The organism is Nonomuraea sp. NPDC049607 (assembly GCF_040675375.1).
In the GTDB taxonomy this organism is placed as follows: Bacteria; Actinomycetota; Actinomycetes; order Streptosporangiales; family Streptosporangiaceae; genus Nonomuraea.
On the sequence record NZ_JBFAOV010000013.1, the window covers coordinates 127,421 to 145,408 of the forward strand.

A 17,988-nucleotide genomic window follows, 5' to 3' on the forward strand; every position below is an offset into this window, starting at 1 on the left:
CGTGCGCTTCCTCTCAGGTCTGGAACGGCGTGAGCACGGAGGTGCAGAGCAGCAGGAAGCGCTGTCCGGCCTCGGCGCTGTCGAAGAAGCCGGAGATCTCCAGGCTCACGGCGCCGTGGATCGCCATCCACAGCACGTCGGCTATCTCGCCGGCGGCGGCCCCGCGCAGCCGTCCGGCCTCCAGGCAGGCGGCCACGGCCTCGACCAGGATGTCGAACGTCCGCCGCCCGGCGGTGACCGCGTCGGGGCCGGGCTGGAAGCCGTGCATCGCGTTCTGGAACATGACCCGGTAGTAGTCGGGCTCGTCCAGCGCGTACTCGCGGTAGGCCGCCAGGCCCGCGTGCAGCGCCGGGAGCGGGTCCTCCTGGGCGGGGACGGCCAGCAGCCGCGCCTCCAGCCGGGCGAAGCCCTCCAGCCACAACGCCTCGCTGAGGCCGTCCTTGCCGCCGAAGAGGGTGTAGATCACCTTCGTGGAGCAGCCGACCTGGCCCGAGATGCGCCGTACGGTGAGCGCCGCCGGGCCCTCGGCGACGAGCAGGCTCTTCGCGGCGTCGAGGATGGCCGACCTGACCACGCTCTGGCCTTCCTGCTGGGCTTGCCGGTACGCGGTGACCGCCATTGAGTAACACCGTTTCTTGTCGGTAACGCTGTTACCGTCCTTTGTACGCCTCCCCCGGCCCACCGTCAATGCCTCCCGCGAGGAGTAGGCGGGCCCGCCCAGGTAAGAGGTCCGGCGTGACGGAGACGAAGCGAGCGCGGGTCACGGTCGTGGTGGCCTCCAGGGACCGGGTCCGCTCGCTGGCCCGCACGCTGCCCCGCCACCCGAGTCCGGTGATCCTCGTCGACAACGGCTCCACCGACGGGACCGCCGGTTTCGTCGCCAAGCACTTCCCCGACGTCCGCGTGGTCGAGGCGGGGGCCAACCTCGGCGCGCCGGCGCGCAACGTCGGCGTGCGACTGGCCGAGACCCCGTACGTCGCCTTCGCCGACGACGACTCCTGGTGGGCGCCGGGCGCGCTGGAGCGGGCGGCCGACGTGCTGGACGCCCATCCCCGCCTGGCGGTGCTGGGTGCGCGCGTGCTGGTCGGGCCGCAGGAGCGGCTGGACCCCGTCTCGGAGGCGATGCGCGACTCCCCGCTCGGCGTCGAGGACGACCTGCCCGGACCCAGCGTGCTCGGCTTCCTGGCCTGCGGGGCCGTCGTGCGCAAGGAGGCGTTCCTGGACGCCGGCGGCTTCGACGACGTGATCTTCTTCTTCGGCGAGGAGGAACGGCTGGCCGTGGACCTGGCCGCGCGCGGCTGGGGGCTGGCCTATGTGGAGGACGTCGTCGCCCACCACCACCCGTCACCCTCCCGCGACCCGCGCGGCAGGCAGGCGCTGGCGGCGCGCAACGCCGTGCTGACCGCCGTGCTGCGCCGTCCGTGGCCGGTGGTGGCCCGACGGTCCCTTCAGGCGCTGCTGGGCGGTCCCGCGGGCCGCCGGGGGCTGCGCACCGCCGTACGGCGGCTGCCCAGGGCCCTGGCCGCCCGGCGCGGCCTGCCGGTCGCCGTGGAACGCGCCCGGCGCAGGCTGGAACGGGCCGCCGACTGAGGGGGCTCGGCGCCGGCCCGTCGTGCCCAGCGTCCGTTGATCAGGGGACCTGCCAGCCGCGTTCGCGCAGGGCTCCGGCGAGCGGCGTGGCCGCGTCCGGCTGGACCCACAGCTCGGCGATGCCCAGGGGCAGCCCCGGCGCGTGCTCCAGCCGCACGTCCTCGACGTTGACCCCGACCTCGTCGCACACCTGGAACAGCCGCGCGAGCTGCCCGGGACGGTCACCGATGACCACCTGGACGACCACATAGGCCGGGGCGGGACCGCCGTGCTTGCCCGGGATGCGCCCGTGCCCGGCGACGCCGCGCTTCAGAAGATGGGTCAGTTCACCGCTCGCGGTGCCGTCACCCTCGGCCAGCGAGCGCAGCGCGGTCGCGGCCTCGGCCAGGTCGCGGGAGACGGCCTCCAGCACCTCGGCGACCGGCGTCGCGTTGCCCGACAGGATGCCGAGCCAGAGCCCGGGGTCGCCGCCCGCGATCCTGGTCACGTCGCGCACCCCCTGCCCGGCCAGGCCGAGCGCGACCTCGGTGGCGTCCGCCAGGCGGGCCGCCACGGCCGAGGCGGCGACGTGGGGGGCGTGCGAGACGACGGCGACCGCGCGGTCGTGCTCCTCGGCGCCCACCTCGACGGGGTTGGCCCCGCACAGCTCGATCAGCCTCAGCACCGCCGCCCTGGCCTCCGCCGCGGCCTCGCCGGTCGGGCACAACGCCCACGGCCGGCCGAGGAACAGGTCGGCCCTGGCCGCCCCCGGGCCGGACTTCTCCCGCCCGGCCAGCGGGTGGGAGGCGACGTAGGACGTCAGGTCGCAGCCCAGCCGCGCGGCCTGACTGATGGGCTCGGCCTTGACGCTGGCGACGTCGGTGTAGAACCGGGCCACGCCGCGCTTCTGCAGCTTCAGCAGCTCGTCGGCGACGTGGGCCGGGGGCACCGCGATGACCGCCAGGTCCACCTGCCCGGCGGGCGCCCGGTCCGGCTCCCACTCCTCGCCCGCGCCCAGCTCCCTGGCCAGCCGCACGGCGGCCGCGTCACGGTCGGCGAGCAGCACGCGCACGTCGTGCTTGCGCAGCGCCAGGGCCGCCGAGGTGCCGATGAGACCGGTGCCGACGACGAGCACGGTACGGAGTTCCGAGGCCATATCGATGTCCTGATTTATCGGGCTGGTGAGAGTGTTGCCTGTCGTGTCCGCCAGGCAGGTGCCGTACGACTCCGCCAGGCGGACGCCGCACGGCGATCCGGCTCGCGGCAGGCGCGCCTACTGGGCGATGTCCTGCCGCAGCGCGACCGCGCCCCGCAGATACACATGCTGCATCTCTGCCCGCGGACGGTCGGTCTCCACATGGGCCATCAGGCGCACCACGCGGGGCAGCGCGCCCGGCACGTCGATCTCGGTGCAGCAGATCAGCGGGACGTCGTGGAAACCCAGCTTGCGCGCCGCCAGGGCGGGGAACTCGGCGGTCAGGTCGGGGGTGGCGGTGAACAGCACGCTGATCACGTCGTCCGTGGTGAGGCTGTTGCGCTCCATGAGCGCCTGGACCAGCTCGGTCGTCCCCTGGATGATCGAGTCACGGTCGTCGGCGTCCAGCTGGATCGCCCCGCGGATCGCCCGCACCATGCGCCTTCTCCCCCTCCATAGCGGGAGAGCCCGTGCGAGATACGCACGGGCTCCTGCGTTCCGGCCAGATTACAGCTTCACGGCCGCGTAAAGTTCGCCGACCTCCTTCAAGGTCAGCGCGCGGACCGTGCCGGCCTTGGTGCGGCCCAGCTTCACCGGGCCGAACTCGATCCTGGCCAGGTCGATCACCCGGTGACCGGCCTCCTCCAGCATGCGCCTGACGACGTGCTTGCGGCCCTCGTGCAGCACCACCTCGACCAGCGCCTGCTGGCCGTGCTCCTGCACGATGGCGAAGCTGTCGGCCTTGGCGATGCCGTCCTCCAGCTCGATGCCCTGCCGGAGCCTGCGGCCGAGGTCTCGCGGGATCGGCCCCGGCACCTTGGCCCAGTACTTCTTCTGCACCCCGTAGCTGGGGTGCGTCAGCCGGTTGGCCAGCTCGCCGTCGTTGGTGAGCAGCAGCAGGCCCTCGGTCTCGGTGTCGAGCCGGCCGACGTGGAACAGCCTCGGCGCCAGCTCCTCGACGTAGTCGGCCAGGCACGGGCGGCCCTGCGGGTCGTCCATGGTGGACACGACGCCGATCGGCTTGTTGAGGGCGTAGTAGACCAGGTCGGGGGCGGTCGGGATGCGCTTGCCGTCGACGTGGATGACCTGGGTCGCGGGGTCGACCTTGGCGCCGAACCGGCGGACGACCTGGCCGTTGACCGTGACGCGCCCATCGCCGATCATCTCCTCGCAGGCGCGCCTGCTGGCCACACCCGCCTGGGCGAGCACCTTCTGCAGGCGCACGCCGTTGGGGACCTCGGTGGTGTCGCGCTCGTCGGTGTAGTCGTCGTCGTAGAAGGCGCGGTCGCGCAGCGGCTGGCGGGCGGCCTTGACGCGCCTGGCCTGGGGGCTCTGGGAGCCGGCCGCAGGCCGTCCGCCGCCGAGCGTCTGCACGTCGTCGCGCCTCGGGGTACGCGGCTGCTGCCCGCGCGGGTTGTCCTCGCGCCTGCCGAACCGGGCACGGGTGTTGCCCGCGCCGGCCGAGCGGGAGGCCTCGTCCCTGCGCCCGCCGCGGTCGGCACGGAAGCCGCCGCGCTCCTGACGCTCGCCGTCGCCGCCACGTGCGGGACGTGCGCCGCCACGGGAGTCGGCGTAACCGCGCCGCTCGCCCGCGTGACCACCGCGGCCGGCGGAAGACCCGCCACGACCGCCGGAGAAGCCGCCCCGGTCACCCGAGGGGCCACCGCGCTCGCCGGAGTACCCGCCACGGTCGCCGGAGTACCCGCCTCGCTCGCCACCGGAGTAACCACTGCGCTCACCGCGCCGGTCGCCGCCGTAGCCGCCGCGCCGGTCGTCGCCGAACCTGCCCCGGTCGCCGGACCGGGCAGCCCCGCCGAAGCCCTCGCCACGCGGCCGGTCGCCACCCTCACGACGCGGACGCTCGAAACCGCCTTCACGACGCGGACGGTCGCCACCCTCATGACGCGGACGCTCGAAACCGCCCTCACGACGAGGACGGTCGCCACCCTCATGACGGGGACGCTCGAAACGGTCGCCACGCGGGCCGCGGTCACCGCGGTCGCCACGCGGGCCGCGGTCACCGCGGTCACCGCGGTCGTCACGGAAGCGGTCGCCGCCGGCCGGCCGGTCGGCGCGCTGGTAGCGGTCGTCGCGGTCGTCACGCGCCGGACGGTCCGCGCGGTCGCCGCGCGAGTAGCCGTCGCGGTCGCCGCCGGAACGGCCGAAGCGGTCGCCACCGGAGGCGGGGCGGCCGGAGCGGTCGCCGCCGCGGGGGCCGGAGTCCTGGCGGGCGCGGTCGTCGCGGTCGCCGTAGCGGGCGCGGGCTCCGCCGCGGTCCGCGCGGAGGGAGTCGCGGCGGGGGTCGTCCCCGCCGAAGCCGCCGCCGAAGGTGTCGCGGCGGTTGTCGTCGGAGCGGAAGGCGGGACGCCCGCCGCGGCCGGAGCCGCCGGTACGTCCACGACCGCGTCCATCACCGGACGGGGTGCTGCGCCTGTTGATCACTTTGTTGTCTCCTCGAGGTTCTCCACGTCGTCGGGGAGGAAGGGAGCGAGCTCGGGAAGCTCGCTGAGGTCCCGCAGTCCCAGACGTTCCAGGAAGTATGAGCTTGTCCGGTAGAGCACTGCCTGGCTCTCCGGGTCGGTGCCGGCCTCTTCGACCAGCCCCCTGGCGACGAGCGTCCGCATGACGCCGTCGCTGTTGACGCCGCGTACGGCGGCGACGCGGGCGCGGCTCACCGGTTGCCGGTAGGCCACGACCGCGAGGGTCTCCAGCGCGGCCTGGGTCAGCCGCGTCTGCTGGCCGTCGCGGACGAACCGCTCGACCAGCGCCGCGCAGTCGGCCCGCGTGTAGAAACGCCAGCCACCCGCGACTTCCCGCAGATCAAAACCCCGCCCGGCGTCGGTATATTCCTTCGCCAGCCCTCTGAGTGCCGCCGCGACCTCGTGGGTGGGGCGCTCCAGCACCTGGGCCAGCGTGATCTCGGCGACGGGCTCGTCGACGACCATCAGGATGGCCTCCAGGGCCGCCTCAAGAGCGGGCCCCGCCGCCTGAGCCTCCTCCTCCGGGGCGTCCTGCCGGGCTTCCTGCCGGCCCTCCTCCCGGTCGGCGACGCTCACCGGCGCGGCCTCGGAAGGCGCGGCGGTGTCCGAGGGCCGCTCGGGGCCGGCGGAAGGCGACTCCGGGAAGGACGACTCGGGCGACGGCGAGGGCTTCGGCGGCGCGACCGGGAGGTCGGGGCCGGAGGGCAGGGCGGGCGACTCCTCCGGGGAGGCGGGCTGGATGAGGGAGCCCGGGAGGGTCATCCAGGCCGGCAGCGGCGACCCGGAATCGGGGGCCTTGCGGGGGCCTGGAAGGGGGTTGGGGTTGTCAGTCATTCGATGGTTTCTCCGCGGATTCCTCGTAGTCGTCGCCCACCGCGACGTCGCCGTCGTCGGCGCCCGTCCAGGTCACGTGGAGCTCTCCCAGCGCCTCGACCTGCTCGAACGTCACCGCCGACTCCCTGAACAGCTCCAGCACGGCCAGGAAGCGGGCGATGACCTCGAAGGTGCCCTCGCAGTCGGCCGTCAGCGCGCGGAAGGTGGCCCGGCGCATCCGGCGCAGGTGCATGACCAGGATGGCCGCCTGCTCCTTGACGCTGGCCAGAGGCTGGTAGATGTGGCCGACGCTGACCGTGGGCGGAAGTTTCGGGGTGAACGCCTTGGCCGCGATGCGGGCGAGCTGCTCGGGCCCGATCCCAAGGATGAGCTCGGGCAGGAGGTCGGCGAACTGCGGCTCCAGCGACACCGTACGGGGGAAGCGCAGCCCTTCCTCGGCCATCCGCCCCGCGAAGACCTTCACGACCTCCTTGTACGCCTTGTACTGCAGCAGCCGGGCGAACAGCAGGTCTCTGGCCTCCAGGAGCGCGAGGTCCTCTTCGTCCTCCACCTCGCCGGAGGGCAGCAGCCGGGCCGCCTTGAGGTCGAGCAGCGTGGCCGCGACCAGCAGGAAGTGGCTGGTCTGGTCGAGGTCCCACTCCGGGCCCCTGGACCGGATGTAGGCGATGAACTCGTCGGTGACCTTGGAGAGCGAGACCTCGGTGATGTCGAGCTTGTGCTTGGCGATCAGGCCGAGGAGCAGGTCGAAGGGGCCCTCGAAGACGTCCAGGTGAACCTGGAAGCCTTGGGGGGCCTCGGTCTGCTCTGCGGTCACCTGGCCATTGTCGCAGGCGCCGGCCAGCGCGAGAGCACCTCGCGGGCCAGTTCGCGGTAGGCGTTGGCGCCGAGGGACGACGGGTCGAAGGTGGTGATCGGCTCGCCCGCGACGGTGGCGTCGGGGAAGCGGACCGTACGGTTGATCACCGTGTGGAACACCTTGTCGCCGAACGCCTCCACCACGCGGGCCAGCACCTCGCGGCCGTGCAGCGTACGGGCGTCGTACATGGTGGCGAGCAGGCCCTCGATCTCGAGGTCTTCGTTGAGACGCTCCTGGACCTTGGAGATGGTGTCCATGAGCAGCGCGACGCCGCGCAGGGCGAAGAACTCGCACTCCAGCGGCACCATGACGCCGTGGGCGCAGGTCAGCGCGTTGATGGTGAGCAGGCCGAGCGACGGCTGGCAGTCGATGAGGCAGACGTCGTAGTGCGGCAGCAGCGGCTTGATCACCCGGCCGAGCACCTGCTCGCGGGCGACCTCGGTGACGAGCTGCACTTCGGCGGCCGACAGGTCGATGTTGCTGGGCAGCAGGTCGAGGCCCTCGACGCCGGTCTCCAGCAGGACGTCCTCGGCGGTGACCCCGCGGTCCATCAGCAGGTTGTAGACGGTCAGGTCGAGCTGGAGCGGGTTGATGCCCAGGCCGACCGAGAGCGCGCCCTGCGGGTCGAAGTCGACCAGCAGCACCTTCAGCCCGCACTCGACCAGCGCCGCGCCCAGGTTGATGGTGGTGGTCGTCTTGCCGACGCCGCCCTTCTGGTTGACCATCGCGACCACTCGCGCCGGCCCGTGCACCTGCGGCGGGACCGGTTCAGGGAACACCGGTCGCGGGCGCTGGGTGGGGCCCAGGTTGACGCCGTTGGAAGGCGCGTTGGTCTTGGTGTCACCCCAGGGGTTGTCGGGGGTCCCCTGGGTCGAACCCTTGGTCGTCACAGTCACCAGCTCGAACCTCCCTGACGATCCCGAACCGGACCGTCCGGACGGACACTATGGCGTCACCACTAAACGCGGCAAGGCGGCACGCCGGGGCGCCGCGCACGCGCAAAAGACTATAGATCACTGCCGGGCGCGCGGGTGCGCCGCGGCGTAGACCTCGCGGAGTTTGTCGACCGTGACCAAGGTGTAGACCTGCGTGGTCGTGACCGAGGCGTGACCGAGCAGCTCCTGGACCACCCTGACGTCCGCGCCTCCGTCGAGCAGGTGGGTGGCGAAGGAGTGGCGCAGGACGTGCGGGCTGACGCCGGCCAGACCGGCGCGTTCGGCGGCGGCCTGGAGCACTTCCCAGGCCCCCTGCCTGGTCAAGCGGCCGCCGCGGGCGTTGAGGAAGACCGCAGGGGTGCCGCGTCCGTGGGCGAGCAGGCCGGGCCTGGCGCGGACGAGGTAGGCGTCGAGGGCCGAGCGCGCGTAGCGGCCGAGCGGGACGACGCGCGTGCGGCCGCCCTTGCCGCGCAGTCGCACCTGGTCGGGTTCGAGGTCGTCGACGGCCAGGCCGACGGCCTCGGAGATGCGGGCGCCGGTGCCGTACAGGACCTCCAGCAGGGCGCGATTGCGCAGGGTGAGCGGGGCGCCGTCGGGGCCGGAGGCGGCGATGAGGCGTTCGACCTCGTCGACGGCGATCGCCTTGGGCAGCCTGCGGAGCTGGCGCGGCGGGCGTACCTCGTGGGCGGGGTCGTGGGCCGTGACGCCTTCGCGCAGGGCGAACCGGTGGAGCCCGCGCACGGCCGACACGGCCCGGGCGGCCGAGCTGGCCACGAGGGCGGGATGCTCCCGGTCGCCCTCGCGCAGCGCGGCGAGGAAGGCCTGAACGTCGGCCTCCCCCACCTCGTCGAGCTTCAGCCGCCCCCGCGCCTGAAGATGTTCGAAGTATCGCCGCAGGTCACGGCGGTAGGACGCGAGCGTGTTGGCAGCCAGGCCCCGCTCCACCGCCAGATGGGCGAGGTAGCTGGAGAGCACCGCCTCCACGACATGGTCCTTCCGTCACGCCTCCGGGGCGTCGGCGGGGCGCAACAGGGCGAATCCCTCAACCGAAGCCGCATATGCGGCGAGGATACCGGCCACGGCCGGGGAATTGTGGATCATTCCCATGAGCGCCTTCTCGACCGCGTCGGCCAGCGGCACCCATTCGACCGGCATGCCGATCTCCTCGTGCCGGTGGACGAAGGTGTTCTCCTCGTCCGGGATCCTGCTCAGGCCGCGGGCCAGGAAGACCCTGATCCGCTCGTCGGTCATGCCGGGAGAGGAACGCAGGTCGACCAGGGTGTGCCAGGTGTCGGCGCGGTAGCCGGACTCCTCGGCGAGCTCGCGGGCCGCTGTGGTGGCGAGCGGTTCGCCCGCCACGTCGCGGAGGCCGGCCGGCAGCTCCCACATGAGCTGCCGGGTGGGGTGGCGGTACTGCCTGATCATCAGGACGCGGTCGCGGTCGTCGAGCGCGAGCACGGCGACCGAGCCCGGGTGGACGACGTAGTCGCGGTCGGCGACCTCGTCCTGGGGCATCTTGACCGTGTCGGTGACGACCTTGATCACGTAGCCCTGGAAGTGCTCCTTGGACGCGACGACGTCCCACGCCTCGGGCGTGTCTCTGATCATGCTCGCACTCGCTTCCGGTCCTCCGTGGTCACGCAAGCTACCGCCTCCGGACCGAGGCTCGCCGCTCCGGTGACGTTCACTTGCCGACCTTCGTGCTCACGCGGCTGTCGGCGTAGGCCAGGGCTGCGCCGATCAGGCCCTTGAACATCGGGTTGGCGCGGGTGGGACGCGAGCGGAACTCAGGGTGCGCCTGCGTGCCGATGAAGAACGGGTGCACGTCGGCGGGCAGCTCGGTGTACTCCACCAGGCGGCCGTCGGGCGACAGGCCGGAGAAGACCAGGCCGACGTTCTCCAGGCGCTCGCGGTAGGCGTTGTTGACCTCGTACCTGTGGCGGTGGCGCTCGTCGGCCTTGGCCTTGCCGCCGTAGAGCTGCCTGGCCAGGGTGCCCTCGCCGAGCTTGGCGGTGTAGCTGCCGAGCCGCATGGTGCCGCCCATGTCGCGCTCGCCGGCGACGACGTCCTCCTGGTCGGCCATGGTGGAGATGACCGCGTGCTTGGTGTCGGGGTCGAACTCGGCGGAGTTGGCGTCCTCGATGCCGGCCATGTTGCGGGCGGCCTCGATGACCATGCCCTGCATGCCGAGGCAGATGCCGAGCAGCGGGATCTTGCCCTCGCGGGCGTGCCGGATGGCGCCGATCTTGCCCTCGATGCCGCGCACGCCGAACCCGCCGGGGATCAGCACGCCGTCGACGCCGTCGAGCTCGCGCTCGGCGCCCTCGGGGGTCTCGCAGTCGTCGCTCTTGACCCAGCGGATGTTGACCCGCGCGTCGTTGGCGAACCCGCCGGCGCGCAGCGCCTCGGTGACCGACAGGTACGCGTCGGGCAGGTCGATGTACTTGCCGACCAGCGCGATCGTGACCTCCTTGGCCGGGCGGTGCACCCGGCGCAGGAGCTGCTCCCATTCCTTCCAGTCGACGTCCCGGAAGGGCAGTCCGAGGCGGCGCACGACATAGGCGTCGAGGCCCTCGGCGTGCAGCACCTTGGGGATGTCGTAGATGGAGGCGGCGTCGACGGCGGAGACGACGGCGTCCTCGTCGACGTCGCACATGAGGCTGATCTTGCGCTTGATCGCCGTCTGGACGGGCCGGTCGGAGCGCAGCACGATCGCGTCGGGCTGGATGCCGATGCTGCGCAGCGCGGCCACGCTGTGCTGGGTCGGCTTGGTCTTCAGCTCGCCGGACGGGCCGATGTAGGGCAGCAGCGACACGTGCAGGAAGAAGACGTTGTCGCGGCCGACCTCGTGCCTGATCTGGCGGACGGCCTCCAGGAACGGCAGCGACTCGATGTCGCCGACCGTGCCGCCGACCTCGGTGATCACGATGTCGACGTCGGGACCGGCCATGCCGCGGATGCGGTCCTTGATCTCGTTGGTGATGTGCGGGATGACCTGGACGGTGTCGCCCAGGTATTCGCCCCGCCGCTCCTTGGCGATGACGTTGGAGTAGATCTGCCCGGTGGTGACGTTGGCCGAGCCGTGCAGGTCGGTGTCGAGGAAGCGCTCGTAGTGGCCGACGTCGAGGTCGGTCTCGGCGCCGTCGTCGGTGACGAACACCTCGCCGTGCTGGAACGGGTTCATCGTGCCGGGGTCGACGTTGAGGTAGGGGTCGAGCTTCTGCATGGTGACCCGGAGGCCGCGCCCCTTGAGCAGGCGGCCGAGGCTGGAGGCGGTGAGCCCCTTGCCAAGACTGGAGGCGACACCGCCGGTGACGAACAGATGCTTGGTTTGCGATGCGCTGCGCAAAGGGGCTCCCGTGGCTCGTGGTGTGGCCGAAGTGTCCACGGGCTCTCAGGATATCAAACAACGCCCCTCACATGCCCGAACGGCATGACCTAGCGGTAACTTTGGTCCCTATGTCACTTGTACGGCGGGCCTTGGGTGCGCTGATTCACCGTGCCTACGCGGCGATCCGGCACGCCGGGGCGATCTCCCCGGACTCCACGGCAGGTTACCGTTTCCGCCGTATCGGCGAGGGTGTCAGCATCGCCTTCCCGCCGGGGGCGATCTTCGGCGAGCGGTGGATCGAGATCGGCGAGCACACGCTGATCGGCGAGCGGGTGTCGATCTCCTGCGGCATGTGGCCCGGCCTGGAGCTCGGCCCCGGCTCGATCCTGCGGATCGGCGGCTCGTGCTCGATCGGCAGGGGCTCGCACATCGTGGCCCACCAGTCGATCGACATCGGCGACCACGTCTTCACCGGCCCGTACGTCTACATCACCGACCAGAACCACGTCTACGACGACCCCGAGACGCCGATCGGCCGGCAGTGGCCGCGCAACAGCCCGGTCTCCATCGGCGCGGGCTCGTGGCTCGGCACGGGGGCGATCATCCTGCCGGGCACGGTCCTGGGGCGGCAGTGCGTGGTGGCGGGGGGCGCGGTGGTGCGCGGCGAGTTCCCCGACCACAGCGTGGTCGCCGGGGTGCCCGCCAGGCGCGTCCGCGGCTACACGCCCGAGCTGGGCTGGCACGACCCCGGCGCGGCGGAGGCCGCCGCGGCGATCGCCCTGGCGCTGGACGGGCAGGCCGGGCCGTCCTGACGCGCCGGGCGACGTCCTGCCGGTCGGGGGATGGACCGAACAAGCTTCTGGAGGTTAGCGTCGGTGCATGCGGACCGCCATCTGTGAGCGCCTGGGCGTCGAGTTCCCGTTGTTCGCCTTCAGCCACTGCCGCGACGTGGTGGCCGCGGTCACGAACGCGGGCGGGTTCGGGGTGCTGGGGGCCGTCGCGTACGCGCCGGAGCGGCTCGACGCCGAGCTGACGTGGATCGACGAGCGGGTGGGCGGGCGGCCGTACGGGGTGGACGTGCTCGTCCCGGGCCGGATCGACGCCTCGGCGCTCGACCTGCGGGCCCATCTGCTGGACTTCGTGCCCGACCGCCACCGCGACTTCGTCACCCACCTGCTGTCGAAGTACGGCGTGAACGCGCCGCCGCAGCCACTGAGCGCCGTCGCCGACGAGTTCGGCAGGCGGGTGACGGCCTCCGGGGCGACCGCGCTGATCGACGTGGCGCTCAAGCACCCGATCGGGCTCATCGCCAGCGCGCTCGGCCCACCGCCGCCGGAGATGCTCGCGAGCGCCAGGAAGGCGGGCGTGCCGGTGGCCGCGCTGGTCGGGACCGTGGAGCACGCGCGCAGGCAGGTGGCGGCCGGGGCGGACATCGTCGTGGCCCAGGGCTCCGAGGCGGGCGGGCACACCGGCGAGATCTCCACGATGGTGCTCGTCCCGCAGGTCGTGGACGCGGTCGCGCCGGTGCCCGTGCTGGCCGCGGGCGGCATCGCCTCCGGACGCCAGATGGCCGCGGCCATGGCGCTCGGGGCCGAGGGCGTGTGGTGCGGCTCGGTGTGGCTGACGACCGAGGAGTCCGAGACCTCGCCCGCGCTTCGGCGCAAGCTGCTGGCCGCCTCTTCGCTGGACACCGTGCGGTCGCGCTCGCGTACGGGCAAGCCGGCGCGGCAGCTCAGGTCGGCCTGGACCGAGGAGTGGGACGACGGGCCGGAGAGTCCCGGGCCGCTGGGCATGCCCCTGCAACTGCTGCTGGCCGAGGGGGCGATGGCCCGCATCGGCGCGGCGGCCGACCGCGGCGACCCCGGCGCCCTGGAACTCGTCACCTACTACGTGGGGCAGGTGGTGGGCCAGCTCGACCGGGTCCGGCCGGCCCGTGACGTGGTGTACGACATGATCAGCGAGTTCACCGAGGCCGTGGCCCGCCTCACCGGCACCCCGTAGAGGCCGCTCGGCGACCCGCCCGGAGCGGTCGGCCGCGCGTGGCCGGGTAGCATGCGCGTGTGGTCGGGACACCGCCTGAGCTGGAGCGTGGCACCGGGGTTCCCGCGCACACGCAGATCGAGCAGTGGCTGCTGGAGGCCATCTCCTCCGGCGAGATGGCGCCGGGCGACCGGCTGCCCGGCGAACGGGAGCTGGCCGCCCGCCTCGGCGTGAGCCGGATGACCCTGCGCCAGGCCCTGGCCACCCTCGAACACGACGGCGTGCTGATCAGGCTCCCCGGCAGGTCGGGCGGGGCGTTCGTGGCCGAGCCGCGCATCGAGTGCGACCTGACCGGCCTGGCCGGGTTCACCGAGCAGATGCGCCGCGCCCATCTGCGGGCCGAGGCGAGGATCCTGACGGCGGCCACCGTGCCCGCCTCCGCCGCCGTGGCCGCCGCGCTCGGCGTCGAGCCGGGCGAGCCGGTGCACGAGGTGGCCCGGGTGCGCTCGGCGGGCCGTTCGCCGGTGGCGCTCGAACGTTCCTTCTTCCCCGCCCTGCCCGGATTCCTCGCCGAGGACCTCGGCGGCTCCCTCTACGCCCTGCTGGCCACCCGCTACGACCTGGAGCCGCGTACCGCCGTCGAGCACCTCGACCCGGTGATCTCCGGGCCGGAGGAGGCGGCCGAGCTGGGCATCGCGGCGGGCGCGCCGCTCATGCGGATCGAGCGCACGGCCTACGCCGCCGACGGCACCCCGGTCGAGCACGCCCGCGACCTGTTCCGCCCCGACCGGGTACGCCTGTCGGTGCGCAGCGGCGTCACCGCGACCCCGCCGGGCCGAGCAGCGGCTCCCTGACCACGACGCCCGGCACCCACTCCCCCTCGACCTCGATCTCCACCTCCGCCTCGACCGCGGCCCCCGGCCCGGCCGGCAGGTACGCGTACGCGATCGACTGCTCGACCGTGTACCCGTAGCCGCCGGAGGTGACCCGGGCCACGACCCGCCCGTCCACCCGTACGGGCTCGTTCCCCAGGGCGACCGCCCGCGGGTCGGACAGGGTCAGGCAGCGGAGCCGGCGGGCCGGGTCGGGGTCGAGGGCGTCCCGGCCGAGGAAGTCCTTGTCCGGCTTGACGCAGAACCCGAGCCCGGCCTCGTACGGCGTCGTCTCGGGCCCGATGTCGGCCCCCCACACCCGGTACCCCTTCTCCAGCCGCAGGCTGTCGATGGCCCGGTAGCCGCCCGCGGCCAGCCCGGACGGCTCGCCCGCCCGCCACAGCGTCTCCCACAGCGCGAGCCCGTACTCGCTGGAGCAGTACAGCTCCCAGCCCGGCTCGCCGACGAACGTCACCCGCAGCGCCAGCGCGGGCACGTCCCCCACGGTGAGCTCGCGGGCCGACATGAACGGGAAGTCCAGCGGGTCCGGGGTCAGCCCGGACAGGATGTCGCGGGCCTCGGGGCCCCACAGGGCGAAGCAGGCGTACTGGCCGGTGACGTCGGCGATCCTGGCCGTCGAGCCGGTGAGCCGGGCCTGCCTGCGCAGCCAGCCGAGGTCGTGGGAGCCGGACGCGGTGCCGGTGACGATCAGGAACTCCTGCTCGCCGCGCCGGGTGACGGTGAAGTCGCACTCGATGCCGCCGCGCCGGTTCAGCGCCTGGGTGTAGGTGACGGCGCCCACCTGGCGGGCGACGCGGTTGTCGCACACCCATTCCAGCAGGCCCGCGGCGTCCGGCCCGGTGACTTCGATCTTGGCGAAGGAGCTCTCGTCGAACAGCCCGGCCGTGGTGCGGGTGGCGCGGTGCTCGGCCCCGACGGCGGGCGACCACAGGCGTCCGGCCCAGCCGCGGGGGCGTTCGTCCTCGCCCGCCGGGCCGGTGGAGTAGTGGTTGACCCGCTCCCAGCCCGCCTTCTCGCCGAAGACGGCCCCGTGGGCGGCGTGCCAGGAGTAGGCGGGCGAGACCCGCAGCGGGCGGCCGGCCGCCCGCTCGTGGCCCGGGTAGCGGATGTCGTAGTACGTCTCGTAGTTCTCGACCGAGCGCTTGACCGTGTACGACGGCGACCGGTACCGGCCGCCGAAGCGGCGTACGTCCATGTGGTGGACGTCCATGCCGGGGTCGCCCTCGACGATCCACTCGGCCATGACCTTGCCGATGCCGCCCGCGCCCGCGATGCCGTGGGCGCAGAACCCGGCCGCCACGAAGAGCCCGCCCACCTCGGTCTCCCCCAGGCAGAACTCGTTGTCCGGGGTGAACGCCTCGGGCCCGTTGATCAGCTTGCGGATGCCGACGTCGGCCATCGCGGGCACCCGGATCCGGGAGTTGGCGGAGATCTCCTCCAGGCGCGGCCAGTCCTCGGGCAGCAGCCTGCCGTTGAAGTCGGCCGGGACGGCGTCGTAGGAGGTCTCGGAGGCGGTCCAGGGTGCGCAGGTGCGCTCGTAGCCGCCCATGACCAGGCCGCGCACCTCCTGCCGGTAGTAGACGAGCAGGTCGGGGTCGCGCAGCGTGGGCAGGACGGCGTGGTCGTGGCAGGCGTCGGTGACGACGTACTGGTGGGACATCGGCACGATCGGGACGCGCACCCCGGCCATGCGGCCGATCTCGGCGGCGAACATGCCGCCGCAGTTGACCACGATCTCGCAGGCGATGTCCCCCTGGTCGGTGCGCACGCCGGTGACGCGCCCGCGCTCGACGTCGATGCCGAGCACCCGCGTACGGGTGCGCAGGCGGGCGCCGCCCTCGCGGGCGCGGGCGGCCAGGGCGTAGCACAACATCGAGGGGTCCACCTGGCCGTCGGTCGGCAGGTACGCCGCCCCCACCACCCCGGACGGGTCCATCAGCGGGAACAGCTCCACCGCCTCGGCGACCGAGATCTCCTCCAGCGGCAGCCCGAACGTCCTGGCCCAGCCGATCTGGCGGCGGATCTCGGCCATCCGCTCCGGCGTGGAGGCCAGCTTGACGCCGCCGCACTCGGTCCATCCGGCGTCGAGGGTGCGGTAGAGCTCGACGGAGTACTGGTTCATCCGGGTCAGGGTGGGGTCGGAGCGGAGCTGGCCGACCAGGCCCGCCGAGTGGAAGGTGGAGCCGCTGGTGAGCTCGTCCCGCTCCAGCAGGACGACGTCGCGTTCGCCGCGTCGGGTGAGGTGGTAGGCGACGGACGCGCCGCCCACCCCGCCGCCGATGATCACGATGCGGGCCGAGTCGCTCATGGTCGCGAGGCTAACCTCCGTACCATAAAAGGTCTAGACCGTTTACGGCGGCGGAGCTAGCATCGACCATGGCTCTGGCCCAGGTGCTCGACCGCATCCCGCTGCTGTCCGGCCTGCCGCGCTCCGTCGAGGAGCTGCCCGGCGGGATGACCAACCGCAACTACAAGGTCACCACCCCCGCCGGGGCCTACGTGGTGCGCGTGGCCGCCAGCGACGGTTCCCTGCTGGGCATCGACAAGGACGCCGAGCACGCCGACTCGCTCGCCGCCGCGCGGGCCGGGGTGGGGGCGCCCGTGCACGACTACCTGCCGGACGCGGGCGTGATCGTGATCGGGTTCCTGCCGGGCCGGACGTTCACCGAGGCCGACCTGTGGGAGCCGGAGAACCTGCCGCGGGTGGCGGAGGTGTGCCGGCGGCTGCACGCGGGGCCGCGCTTCGTCCGGGACTTCGACATGTTCGAGGTGCAGCGGGGGTATCTGCGGATCGTCCAGGAGCGACGTTTCCGACTTCCTGCGAAATATCTCGATTTCATGCCCGCCGCCGAAGAAATCAGGAAATGTCTGGCGGTACGTGCCGAGCCCACCGTCCCCTGCCACAACGATCTTCTCCCCGGCAACATCGTCGAGTGCGGCGACCGCCTCCACCTCATCGACTACGAGTACGCCGGCAACAACGACCCCTGCTTCGAGCTCGGCAACCTCTGGAGCGAGGCCGACCTGCCGCCCGGCCACCTGGACGAACTCGTCACCGCCTACTACGGCCGCCGCCTCCGCCACAAGATCGCCCGCGCTCGGCTGCTCGGCCTCATGTCCAAGTACGGCTGGACCCTGTGGGCCTCGATCCAGGACGGCGCCAACGACACGATCGACTTCGACTTCTGGTCCTGGGGCATGGAGAAGTACGAGCGCGCGGCGGCCGAGTTCACCCGGCCGGGGCTGGCGCGCGTGATGGAGGCCGCGGCGGGGGCAGACTAGGGGGATGTTCGCCGCGCTGACCGGTCTCGGGCTGTCCACCGCCGCCGGCCTGAACGCCTACATCCCCCTCCTGGTCGTGGGCGTGCTGGCCAACCTCACCGACCGGGTGAAGCTGCCCGACGGCTACGCCTGGCTGTCGAACTGGGGCGTGCTGGCGATCATCGCCGTGCTGCTGGTCGCCGAGATGGTCCTGGACAAGGTGCCGGCCGTCGACACCGTCAACGACGCCATCCAGACCGTGGTGCGCCCGGCCGCGGGCGGCGTGGTCTTCTCCGCCACCAACGCCGCCGCCGAGCTCGACCACTCGACCTGGATGGCGGAGAACCCGTGGGCCGGCTGGCTGCTGGGCATCGTGATGGCGCTGGCCGTCCACACGCTGAAGGCGACGGCCCGTCCGGTGATCAACGCGGGCACGGCGGGGGTGGGCGCGCCCGTGGTCAGCACCGCCGAGGACGCCGGCTCGCTCGGCATGAGCCTGATCGCGGTGTTCCTGCCCCTGCTGGTGGTCGTCGTGCTGCTGCTGCTCGCCCTGCTCGCGTGGTGGACCTTCAGGCGGGTACGCCGGCTGCGTGCCCGGCGCAGGATCAGGAGAAATCCACCGCCAGGCTGAGTACGCCTCACCCTGCGGGCTGA

Annotated in this window: 17 protein-coding genes; 6 read left to right on the forward strand and 11 right to left on the reverse strand. The window is 72.7% G+C overall.

Annotated elements, in window-relative coordinates; genetic code table 11:
• Positions 1-13: 13 nt before the first annotated feature.
• Positions 14-619: a TetR/AcrR family transcriptional regulator gene (locus tag AB0J97_RS25550; protein ID WP_364092580.1), complete on the reverse strand. Its 606-nt coding sequence runs from the start codon at positions 617-619 to the stop codon at positions 14-16.
• Between the two features lie 116 nt (positions 620-735).
• Between AB0J97_RS25550 and AB0J97_RS25555 the strand changes: the two genes are divergently transcribed.
• Positions 736-1,590: a glycosyltransferase gene (locus tag AB0J97_RS25555; protein ID WP_364092582.1), complete on the forward strand. Its 855-nt coding sequence runs from the start codon at positions 736-738 to the stop codon at positions 1,588-1,590.
• Between the two features lie 40 nt (positions 1,591-1,630).
• Here the strand turns inward: AB0J97_RS25555 and AB0J97_RS25560 are convergent, their stop codons facing one another.
• The 9 genes from AB0J97_RS25560 to AB0J97_RS25600 all read right to left on the reverse strand — a co-directional run bounded on the left by AB0J97_RS25560 (position 1,631) and on the right by AB0J97_RS25600 (position 11,218).
• Positions 1,631-2,725, reverse strand: coding sequence for a prephenate dehydrogenase (locus AB0J97_RS25560; RefSeq protein ID WP_357704532.1), 1,095 nt, complete (start codon positions 2,723-2,725; stop codon positions 1,631-1,633).
• Positions 2,726-2,842: 117 nt separating this feature from the next.
• On the reverse strand, positions 2,843-3,202 hold the full coding sequence (gene aroH, locus AB0J97_RS25565) for a chorismate mutase (RefSeq protein WP_357704530.1): 360 nt from the start codon (positions 3,200-3,202) through the stop codon (positions 2,843-2,845).
• A gap of 69 nt (positions 3,203-3,271) precedes the next feature.
• Entirely contained in the window at positions 3,272-5,206 is a 1,935-nt protein-coding gene (locus AB0J97_RS25570) for a pseudouridine synthase (RefSeq protein WP_364092584.1), read from the reverse strand.
• Positions 5,203-5,724, reverse strand: a complete 522-nt coding sequence (scpB, locus tag AB0J97_RS25575; RefSeq protein WP_357704631.1) for an SMC-Scp complex subunit ScpB — start codon at positions 5,722-5,724, stop codon at positions 5,203-5,205. Before scpB ends, AB0J97_RS25570 begins: the two co-directional genes overlap by 4 nt.
• A 346-nt stretch (positions 5,725-6,070) precedes the next feature.
• The gene (locus AB0J97_RS25580; RefSeq protein ID WP_364092585.1) at positions 6,071-6,892 is read right to left on the reverse strand and encodes a segregation/condensation protein A; all 822 of its coding nucleotides are present in this window, start codon (positions 6,890-6,892) and stop codon (positions 6,071-6,073) included.
• Positions 6,889-7,830 carry a ParA family protein gene (locus tag AB0J97_RS25585; protein WP_125630250.1) on the reverse strand — a complete coding sequence of 314 codons (942 nt, stop codon included), beginning with the start codon at positions 7,828-7,830 and terminating at the stop codon, positions 6,889-6,891. Before AB0J97_RS25585 ends, AB0J97_RS25580 begins: the two co-directional genes overlap by 4 nt.
• Positions 7,831-7,947: 117 nt before the next feature.
• On the reverse strand, positions 7,948-8,853 hold the full coding sequence (locus tag AB0J97_RS25590; protein ID WP_357704523.1) for a site-specific tyrosine recombinase XerD: 906 nt from the start codon (positions 8,851-8,853) through the stop codon (positions 7,948-7,950).
• A gap of 15 nt (positions 8,854-8,868) precedes the next feature.
• Positions 8,869-9,477: an NUDIX hydrolase gene (locus tag AB0J97_RS25595; protein WP_357704521.1), complete on the reverse strand. Its 609-nt coding sequence runs from the start codon at positions 9,475-9,477 to the stop codon at positions 8,869-8,871.
• Between the two features lie 76 nt (positions 9,478-9,553).
• Entirely contained in the window at positions 9,554-11,218 is a 1,665-nt protein-coding gene (locus AB0J97_RS25600) for a CTP synthase (RefSeq protein ID WP_364092590.1), read from the reverse strand.
• Positions 11,219-11,349: 131 nt separating this feature from the next.
• Here AB0J97_RS25600 and AB0J97_RS25605 point away from each other — a divergent pair, with 131 nt between their 5' ends.
• The 3 genes from AB0J97_RS25605 (at position 11,350) to AB0J97_RS25615 (ending at position 14,034) form a co-directional block, all read left to right on the forward strand.
• Positions 11,350-12,012: a DapH/DapD/GlmU-related protein gene (locus AB0J97_RS25605; protein WP_357704517.1), complete on the forward strand. Its 663-nt coding sequence runs from the start codon at positions 11,350-11,352 to the stop codon at positions 12,010-12,012.
• A gap of 67 nt (positions 12,013-12,079) precedes the next feature.
• Positions 12,080-13,201, forward strand: coding sequence for a nitronate monooxygenase family protein (locus tag AB0J97_RS25610; protein WP_364092593.1), 1,122 nt, complete (start codon positions 12,080-12,082; stop codon positions 13,199-13,201).
• 59 nt (positions 13,202-13,260) lie between these two features.
• Positions 13,261-14,034, forward strand: coding sequence for a GntR family transcriptional regulator (locus tag AB0J97_RS25615; protein ID WP_364092596.1), 774 nt, complete (start codon positions 13,261-13,263; stop codon positions 14,032-14,034).
• On the opposite strand, the gene AB0J97_RS25620 is transcribed toward AB0J97_RS25615, so the two are convergent.
• The gene (locus AB0J97_RS25620; protein ID WP_364092598.1) at positions 13,997-16,381 is read right to left on the reverse strand and encodes an FAD-dependent oxidoreductase; all 2,385 of its coding nucleotides are present in this window, start codon (positions 16,379-16,381) and stop codon (positions 13,997-13,999) included. The two genes, AB0J97_RS25615 and AB0J97_RS25620, sit on opposite strands and share 38 nt — an antisense overlap.
• Before the next feature lie 68 nt (positions 16,382-16,449).
• Between AB0J97_RS25620 and AB0J97_RS25625 the strand changes: the two genes are divergently transcribed.
• Positions 16,450-17,355: a phosphotransferase gene (locus AB0J97_RS25625; protein WP_364092600.1), complete on the forward strand. Its 906-nt coding sequence runs from the start codon at positions 16,450-16,452 to the stop codon at positions 17,353-17,355.
• Positions 17,356-17,359: 4 nt separating this feature from the next.
• Positions 17,360-17,965, forward strand: coding sequence for a DUF4126 domain-containing protein (locus tag AB0J97_RS25630; protein ID WP_364092602.1), 606 nt, complete (start codon positions 17,360-17,362; stop codon positions 17,963-17,965).
• The last annotated feature ends 23 nt before the right edge of the window (positions 17,966-17,988 follow it).

Bases quoted from the DNA above. Each gene is read 5' to 3' on its own strand.
- AB0J97_RS25550 (WP_364092580.1), bottom strand. From the start codon at position 619: ATGGCGGTCACCGCGTACCGGCAAGCCCAGCAGGAAGGCCAGAGCGTG.
- AB0J97_RS25560 (WP_357704532.1), bottom strand. From the start codon at position 2,725: ATGGCCTCGGAACTCCGTACCGTGCTCGTCGTCGGCACCGGTCTCATC.
- aroH (WP_357704530.1), bottom strand. From the start codon at position 3,202: ATGGTGCGGGCGATCCGCGGGGCGATCCAGCTGGACGCCGACGACCGT.
- AB0J97_RS25595 (WP_357704521.1), bottom strand. From the start codon at position 9,477: ATGATCAGAGACACGCCCGAGGCGTGGGACGTCGTCGCGTCCAAGGAG.
- AB0J97_RS25610 (WP_364092593.1), top strand. From the start codon at position 12,080: ATGCGGACCGCCATCTGTGAGCGCCTGGGCGTCGAGTTCCCGTTGTTC.
- AB0J97_RS25620 (WP_364092598.1), bottom strand. From the start codon at position 16,381: ATGAGCGACTCGGCCCGCATCGTGATCATCGGCGGCGGGGTGGGCGGC.
- AB0J97_RS25625 (WP_364092600.1), top strand. From the start codon at position 16,450: ATGGCTCTGGCCCAGGTGCTCGACCGCATCCCGCTGCTGTCCGGCCTG.
- AB0J97_RS25630 (WP_364092602.1), top strand. From the start codon at position 17,360: ATGTTCGCCGCGCTGACCGGTCTCGGGCTGTCCACCGCCGCCGGCCTG.